The organism is Micromonospora desertarenae (genome assembly GCF_056150265.1).
This window is the reverse complement of the sequence record NZ_JAXCFQ010000013.1, coordinates 194,416-202,790: the sequence shown is the minus strand read 5'-3', so window position 1 is coordinate 202,790 and position 8,375 is coordinate 194,416. Positions and strand designations below refer to the sequence as shown.

The window sequence follows — 8,375 nt, the reverse complement described above, 5'->3', positions numbered from 1 at the left end:
GAGGTGACCTACCAGCGAAACGGATCCGAGTCGACGGCAACCGTGACGCTCGCCGAAGCGTCCTAATCCGTACCGAAGCCTGCCTCCTCCCACGGGCGGGGGGGGGGGGGGGGGGGGGGGGGGGGGGGGGGGGCCCCCCCCCCCCCCCCGGCCGTGGACAGCGACCGGAGCAGCGCTGTCCACGGTGCCGGTCGGGCCGCGCACCGCCGCGGTGCCGCGGCCGGCCCGTCCGACGGGTGAGGTCAGCGCACCACCTTCCAGGCCCGGGTGATGGTCTGGTCGACGCGATTGCCGGCACGGTCGCTGGCGGTGACCCGGACCGTGGCGAACCGGGCGCCGGCCGGCGCCGCCGGCATGGTCGCCGTCACCGTTCCGGTGCCCCGGGCGGGCACCTTCCGCCAGTGGGCGCCGTCGTCGTACGACACCCACACGCCGACCTCGAACCGGCCGGGCCCGGTCGCGCCCGGCTGGTAGCCCGGGGTGAGCGACAGCGGGTACGGCCGGTCCGCGCGGACCGCGTTGGACAGGTCGGTCCGGATGTCGTAGCGGACCTGCGGCAGCGCGAGCACCTGCGGCTGCTCGCCCCGGGGCCGCCCGGAGCGGAACGTCCACGTGGTGGAGGTCGCGGTCGAGGTGGTCCACCAGACCCGCTCCGGGAACCGGTCCCGGGTGACGTCCAGGGTCAGCCGGTAGGTCCGGTTGCCCGGACCGACCGTGAACTGCTGCGACGACCCGGTGGTGGTGCCGACGACCCGGTCACCCTGGCGCAGCGTCATCCGGGCCCGGTCGGAGCCGCCGTCGATCCAGCCGTACGCCGTGACGGGGCCGTCGGCGTACTGCGGCACGGCCACCCGGATGGTGTCGTGCCACCGGTTGGCCGGTGTCCCGTACGGGTGGTCGGGCGCACCCGCCGGGACGGCGGGCCGGGTCAGGGCGGGGAACCACACCTCCCGGGTCCGCTCACCGGCCCGGTACCCCCGCAGCGGGCCGTACATGGTGCCCTGGGTTCCCTGCCGGTTCTCGCCCTCGGCGGTGGCCTCGGCGCGCCAGAGCACCCCGCGGGTGGTGACGTGGTCGGTTCGCCGCTGCCCGGCGGTCAGCGACCGGTTGAAGCCGAACGAGACGCTCACCCCGTCGGGGTAGCCGGCCCGCGAGTCCAGCGCCCGCATCTCCGGCGCGTGCTGGTGGAACTCGCTGTCCACGGTGGCCAGCGCCAGCTCCTTCGCGGTGTAGTGCAGGTCGGCCGGGATCCGGTCGGGCTCGGGCAGCAGCAGGTCGTAGTGGTAGGGGCTGCGCGCCGTGCCGGTCAGGTCGATGGTCGCCGGCCCGGCCGCCAACCGCTCGCGCAGCCGCTGACCGTCGGCGTACCCGATCTGGTAGGCCGGTACCGGTGAACCGTAGCCGCTCGCGTAGATCTTCCCGGGCTGGTCGGGGGCGAGGAGCACCACCACGGCACCGGCCGCGGCCGCGGCCCGCAACTGCTCCGCCATCGCCTCCTCGCCGACGTACCGCAGCAGCAGCGCCGCGCCGCGGGCGTCGCCCAGCCCGGCCGGCCCGCCGTCACCGCCGTCGACCAGCGGCAGCGTGCGCGTGCCGTCGAGCAGCGGTGCGTACTCCAGCGGCAGCGGACGGGTCAGCCGGAAGCCGCCGGCGCCGGTCACCTCGGCGGTCAGCTCGGGGGCGCTCAGATCCCACCGGCTGAAGAACTGGAAGGTGCCGGTGGAGACCGGCCGGGTCGGCACCGCGTAGACCCGCTGGACGTTGGCCGGGTTGAACGCCCAGCCGGACAGGTTCGACCGGCTCCCCGCGGTGCGCTGCCACGAGATGGCGCCCCGACTGATCACGGTCGGGTCCGCCACGTCCATCCGGATCTCGTTGCCGGCGCGCGCGTCGAGGCGCACGGTGCGGTCCGCGTCGACGCGCAGCTCCGGGTCGCCCGCCACGGTGAGGTCCTTCTCGGTCCCGCCGGCGTCCAGGCTGTGCACGAGCGCCATCAGCGAGTACCGGCCGGCGGGCAGCTCCACCGTCGCCCGGCCGTCGGCGAAGAACCCGTAGTGCTGCTCGCCCGTGTCCAGGTTCCACAGCTCCGCCCGGTCGGGGAATCCGGTGGCCGGCCGACCGTCGCGGTTGGTCGCCTCGATGGTGAGGGTGTGCGCCGGCGGCGTCACGCTGAGGCCGACCGGGGTGCGCAGCCGCACCCCGGCAGCGGTCGCGGTGAGCACCCCGGCGTACCGGTTCGGGTTGGTGGCCGCGGCGTCCAGCCGGACCGTGGCCGTGGCCCGCCCACCGGCGGGGACGGTCAGCCGGGCCGGCGTGACGGTCAGCGCGGCGGCCCGGCCGGTGGCGCCGGTGTCGGTGGCGGCCACGGCCAGGTCGAGGGTGACCGGCTTCCGGCCGGTGTTGCGGTACACCACCTCGGCGCCGCGCGGGGCGGACCCGGCCGGCACCTGCCCGAGTACGACGTTGGCGGTGTCGACCCGGACGGTCTGGGCCAGTGCCGCCGGGACGTCCATCCGGCCGACGCCCTGCGCCCAGACCGGCGCCGTGCCGACCGGCTCGGCGCTGCTGACCAGCGCGGCCTTGAGCTGTTCGGGCCGCCAGTCGGGATGGGCCTGGGCGAGCAGCGCGGCCGCGCCGGCCACGTGCGGGGCCGCCATGGAGGTGCCGGACATCGCGGTGTAGGACCGGTCGACGAGCTGGCCCAGCGAGGTGCCCGCCGCCCGGGCCGCCACGATCCCGACCCCCGGTGCGGTGATCTCGGGCTTGACCGCGCCGTCGTCGAGGCGCGGGCCCCGGCTGGAGAAGTCCGCGAGGGCGTCCTGCTTGGACACCGCGCCCACGGTCAGGGCGGCGGTGGCGATGCCGGGCGTGCCGACGGTCTGCGGCCCGGGGCCGGAGTTGCCGGAGCTGACCACGAAGAGGGTGTCCGAGCTGGCGCTCAGCGCGTCGACGGCCTCGCTGACCGGGTCCGAGCCGCCGTACGACGGCGCGCCGAGGCTGAGGTTGACCACCCGGGCGCCCTCGCGTACCGCCCACTCCATGCCCGCGATGATCCAGGACAGGTCACCGGAGCCGGAGTCGTCGAGCACCTTGCCGACCAGCAGCCGGGCGCCCGGAGCCACGCCCCGGCCACCGGCGCGGCCGGCCTTTCCGCTGCCGGCGACGGTCGCGGCGACGTGCGTGCCGTGCCCGAACCGGTCGACCGCCGCCCCACCCTCGGTGGTGAAGTCCGCGGTGGCGGCCACCCGGCCGGCGAGGTCCGGATGGGTGGGGTCGTAGCCGCTGTCGAGCACCGCCACGGTGACGCCCCGCCCGTCGTATCCGGCCCGCCACGCGGCCGGCGCGCCGATCTGGGGCACGCTGTCGACCAGGTCGGCGCGGACCCGCCGGTCCAGCCAGACCTTCCGCTCGCCGGCGGCGAGGGTACGCGGGCCGGTGGTCAGCGCCGTCCAGAGCTCCCGCGCCTGTGTCTTGCGGCCGGTGACGGCGACCGCGCCGATGCTGGGCAGCACCCGGGTCCGGGTGGCGCCGGGCGGGGTCTCCGGAACCGCCGCCCGGGCGCCGGCGGTGGCGGGCACCCCGGCCACGAGCAGCGGAAGGGTCGGGCTCGCCGCGTCGTGGTAGCCGTCGGCGACGAGGTCCGTGACGTTGAACAGCGCCTCGTCCAGCAGGCCGGCGGTGACGTACGGCACCGCCTCGTCCGGCACCACGTAGACGTCACCGTCGCGGTGGGACAGTCGGAAGCCGTGCCGGTCGGGCCCGCCCCGGTCGTCGATGGTCGCCTCCTGCCGGCCGTCGGCGAACCGGGTGAGCCGGACGACGTCACCGTTGATCAGCGTGACCGTGTAGACGGAGCCGGGAGCGGCGGTTGGCGCAACTGCGTCAGCGGCGAGGGCCATGGCGGCCGGTGGCGCCGCGGCGACCGCGGTGGCAGCGACCACCGCCGCCACGAGCACTTTCCGTAACGAGCTGAACACGAGGCCCCCTTCGACGTGCCGGCCCTACGGCAGGCAGCGTCACACCTCGTCAGCGGGACGGTAAAGGATCTAGAGTCAGCGCAGCTGTGACATGGCCCAGATGCGCCAGGGAGGACGATCGTGCTGGGACCGGCGGGGCTGAGCGCGGCGGAGGAGGCGGCCTACCTCGCGTTGGTCCGCCAGGGCGGCGCGACGCTGCCGCAGCTGACCGCCCGGACCGGGCTCACCCCCGCCCAGGTGCGCCGCGCGGTGCTCTCCCTGCACCGCAAGGGCTTCGTGCACCACACCCCGGCCCCCGAGGAGCGGGTCGTCCCGGTCCCTCCGGAGCTGGCGGTGGAACAGCAGGTCCGGCGCCGCCAGGAGGAGCTGGAGGGGGTACGGGCGGCCGCCCACCGCCTCGCGCAGGAGGCACGCAGCCGGGCCAGCAATCGGCGTACCGAGGAGTTGATCGAGATCGTGTCCGGCCGGGCGGCGGTCGCGCAGGCGTTCGATCGGCTGCAACGTACCGCCCGTGAGCAGATGCGGGTGCTGGTCGCACCGCCGTACGCGGTGCCGAAGGACGTCAACCGGCAGCAGCTCGAACGGCAGGCCGCCGGGATCACCTACCGGGCGGTGTACGACGTGGACGCCCTGACCGACCCCGCTTTCGTGCGGAGCGTCGTCGTCCATGTCCAGGAGGGCGAGCACGCGCGCCTGGCGCACGGCCTGCCGACCAAGCTCGCCGTCGCCGATCGGGAACTGGCCCTGCTGCCGCTGGCCTGGACGCAGGCGGCGCACGACGCGGCGTTGCTGGTGCATCCGTGCGGCCTGCTGGACGCGTTGATCGCGCTCTTCGAGACCGTCTGGAACCAGGCCACGCCGCTGTCCGTGGCCGACTCCGCCGACCTCGCCGCCGCCACGGCGGTCTCCGCCGCCGACCGGCACCTGCTGTCCCTGCTCGTCGCCGGGCTGACCGACGAGGCGGTGAGCGCGCGGCTGGGGGTGAGCCGCCGCACAGTGGTCCGCCGGGTGCAGCACCTCATGGAGCTGACCAACTCGCGGTCGCGGATGCAGCTGGGCTGGCAGGCCCGCGACCGCGGCTGGCTCTGAGCAGTCCGGTGCGCGGCGACGGCCGTCCCGCCGGCCGCGGGACAACGGTTGCTGCGGGCGACCACCTGGACGATGATCACTGGCAACTGTGGACGCGTGAGCGGGCGAGCTGTAGGGGGCGGTGGTGGTCGGCGAGGTCGCTTCCCACTCCGGTGCGGCCGCTCCGGACGTCGGTGGGGTGGCGGCGCCGCTGCTGATCGGCCGCGACGGGGACCTCGCCCGGCTGGGTCGGGTGCTCACCAACGCCTCGGCGCTGGTGCTGATCGAGGGCGAGGCCGGGGTCGGCAAGAGCCGCCTGCTGGACGAGTTCCTGTCGTCCCCGGCCGGCACCGCCCATGCCGTCCTGACGGCGGTCTGTCCGCCGCTGGGCGAGCCGTACACCCTGGGACCGATCGTCGAGGCGCTGCTGGCCACCGACGCCGACACGGTGGCGAACCTGCGCCTCAGTGGCCTGGCCGGCGCCCTGCGGCCGCTGTTCCCCGAGTGGGCCGAGCACCTGCCGCCGGCGCCCGAGCCGGCCGAGGACGCCAGCGCGGCGCGCCACCGGGTGCTCCGGGCCCTCGCCGAACTGCTCGACAAGCTGGGGGTCGACCTGCTCGTCGTGGACGACGCGCAGTGGTCCGACGACGCGACCCGGGAGTTCCTGCTGTTCCTGGCCGACCGGCCCGGCCCGGGGCCCGGCCTGGTGGTCGCCTACCGGCCGGAGGACCTGGTCGGCGACCCCTGGCTGCTGCGCCTGTCGGGACGCCTCCGGCCACACCGGGCCCGGCTTCGACTCGTCCTCAACCCGCTCGGCCGGTCCGAGACCGCGGCGCTCGCCTCCTCGATGCTGGCCAACCAGCGGGTCTCCGACGAGTTCGCCCAGCACCTGCACGCGCACACCGACGGGGTGCCTCTCGCCGTGGAGGAGTGCGTGCGACTGATGGCCCGGCGTGGCGATCTCGTCCGCCGTGACCAGGGCTGGAAGCGGCTGCCGCTGGACGAGATCGTGGTTCCGCCGACGGTGCGGGACACCGTGCTGGAGCACGCCAGCCGCCTCGGCGGCGCCACCCGGTCGGTGCTGCGGGCCGCCGCGGTCGTCGCCGACCCGATCACGGAACAGCTGCTGTCGCGGATCAGCGACCTGCCACCGGCCGAGTTCGCCGCCGGCCTGGCCGAAGCCGTCGCGCACCGCCTGCTGCACCACCGCGACCACGTCCGGGTGTCCTTCCGCCACGTGCTGGCCGGCCGGGCCATCTACGACGCCATCCCCGAGCGGGAGCGCCGCACGCTGCACGAGCGCGCCGGGCGGGTGCTGGAAACCGTGACCCCACGACCGCTGGCGCAGCTCGCGCGGCACTTCCGCCACGCCGGTGACGGCACGAGGTGGGCCAGGTACGCGGAACTCTCCGCGGACGTGGCGCTGGAGACCGGCGACGAGACGACCGCCGGCGCCCTGCTGCACGATGTGCTGACCAACGGCGACGTGCCGGCCGAGCAGATGTGCGTGCTGGTGGAGAAGGTGCCGTTCGGTTCCTTCACCGGTCCCGGCCGCCTGCGGGACCTCGCCGCCGCCGTACGCCGGGTGCTCGACCGGGGCACCCCGGATCCGGGCGTGGCGGCGAACCTGCGGTTCCAACTCGCCCGGATCCTCAACGACATGGAGGAGTTCGACGAGGCGCACGCCGAGTTGGAACGGGCGCTGCCGCACCTCGATCGTGGTCGGGCCTCACCCGCCGTCGCCATGATGCTGCTCGGCTGGCCGCGCGGCCGCTCACCGGCGGCCCGGCACCTGACCTGGCTGGACCGGGCGGCGGAGTTCGCGCGGGCGCTGGAGCCGTCGGACCGGCTCCGGGTCGCGGCCGGCCGGGCGGCCGCCCTGCTGCAACTCGGTGACCAGCGTGGTTGGGCGGAGGCCGGCCAGATCCCCGCCGCGGCCCGCACCGTCCGGGACCGCCGCATCATCACCGTGGGATACCTCAACATCGGCGACGGGGCCATGCGGTGGGGGCGGTACGCGGAGGCGGGCCGGTGGCTCGCCACCGGGCGTCGACTCGCGGTCGCGTACGAACAGGTCCGGATCACCGACCTCATCGACTCCACCCAACTGCACCTCGACTGGTTCACCGGCGCCTGGGACGGCCTCGCGGAGCGGGCGGCGGCGCTGGCGAACACGGACGACCTGCACCCGGTCAGCCGGGTCGAGCCGATCATGATCAGCGGCCTGCTGCGCATGGCGGCCGGTGACCTGGTCCAGGCCGCCCGGGAGATCGAGCGTGCGGTGGCCGGCGCCCGTGACGCCGGCGCCTGGGACACCGTCGCCGAGGCGGTGGCGACGCTGGTGCAGATCCGGCTGCGCGAGGGCCGGCCCGACGAGGCGTTGACGATCTCTCGTGACCCCTGCGAGGTCGTCGCGGAGAAAGGGGTCTGGCTCTGGGGCACCGACGTGGTGCCGGCCCGGGTCCGGGCGCTGCTCGCCGTCGGAGCGGTGTCGCCGGCCCGGGACCTGGTCGACGCGTTCGCCGAAGGGCTGCGGAACGGGCAGTTCCCGGCACCGCGGGCCGCCGTGCTGGACTGCCGGGGCCTGCTCGCCGAGGCCACCGGCGACCACACCTCGGCGGCGGCCCTGTTCGGGCGGGCGGCGGCGGCGTGGGCGGCGCTTCCCCGGCCGTACAGCGCGGCGCTCTGCCGGGAGCGGCAGGCCGGGTGCCTGATCCGGGCCGGTGCCGTCGCGGACGGGCTCGACCTGCTCACCGAGGTGTTGAGTGGACTGTCGGCCCTGCCGGCGAGCCTCGACGTGGACCGGGTCGCCCGTACCCTGCGCGCGCACGGACGCCCGGTGCCGCGGGTGTGGCGCGGCGGCCGGAAGGGCTACGGGTCCGAGCTGTCACCCCGTGAACTGGAGGTCGTCGCCCTGGCGGCCGAAGGGCGGACGAACCGGGAGATCGCCGACGCCCTGCACCGCTCACACCACACGGTGGCCAGCCAGATGAAGTCGGCGATGCGCAAGCTGGGGGTCTCCTCGCGCGCGGCGCTGTCGGCCCGGGCGATCGCTACCGGGCTGGTCCGCGAGCCCGGCCCGGCGACGGGGGACTGAGCCCCGAGGTTGTTTCCCTCACCTGAGGGATCGCAGCATCGTCGCGCGGTTGACCACGATGCTGGCATGCCGCATCGAGATGACCCTGACCAGGACGAGACGACATCGTCGGAGGCCGCCGGCGCGGCCGACGTACCCGTCGAGTCCCGTCCCGGGGCCGGACCGGGCGACGAGACCGACGCCGAGGACGACGACCGGTACCTGCCGCTGTGACCGGCCGCGGCCGGCGTCCT

The 8,375-nt window shown here is 75.5% G+C and carries 4 protein-coding genes; 3 read left to right on the top strand and 1 reads right to left on the bottom strand.

What is annotated here, in order from left to right:
* Positions 1-242 precede the first annotated feature (242 nt).
* Positions 243-3,977 (bottom strand): S8 family serine peptidase, encoded by a 3,735-nt coding sequence (locus SM577_RS24990; protein ID WP_474588110.1) that lies wholly within the window; start codon positions 3,975-3,977, stop codon positions 243-245.
* 120 nt (positions 3,978-4,097) lie between these two features.
* On the opposite strand from SM577_RS24990, the gene SM577_RS24985 reads away from it, so the two are divergent.
* The 3 genes from SM577_RS24985 (at position 4,098) to SM577_RS24975 (ending at position 8,355) form a co-directional block, all read left to right on the top strand.
* Positions 4,098-5,066 carry a TrmB family transcriptional regulator gene (locus tag SM577_RS24985; protein ID WP_302920148.1) on the top strand — a complete coding sequence of 323 codons (969 nt, stop codon included), beginning with the start codon at positions 4,098-4,100 and terminating at the stop codon, positions 5,064-5,066.
* Positions 5,067-5,190: 124 nt separating this feature from the next.
* A complete protein-coding gene (locus SM577_RS24980; RefSeq protein WP_474588109.1) occupies positions 5,191-8,142 on the top strand; it encodes a helix-turn-helix transcriptional regulator in 2,952 nt (983 codons plus the stop codon).
* Between the two features lie 66 nt (positions 8,143-8,208).
* Positions 8,209-8,355, top strand: coding sequence for a hypothetical protein (locus SM577_RS24975; protein ID WP_474581303.1), 147 nt, complete (start codon positions 8,209-8,211; stop codon positions 8,353-8,355).
* Positions 8,356-8,375: the final 20 nt, after the last annotated feature.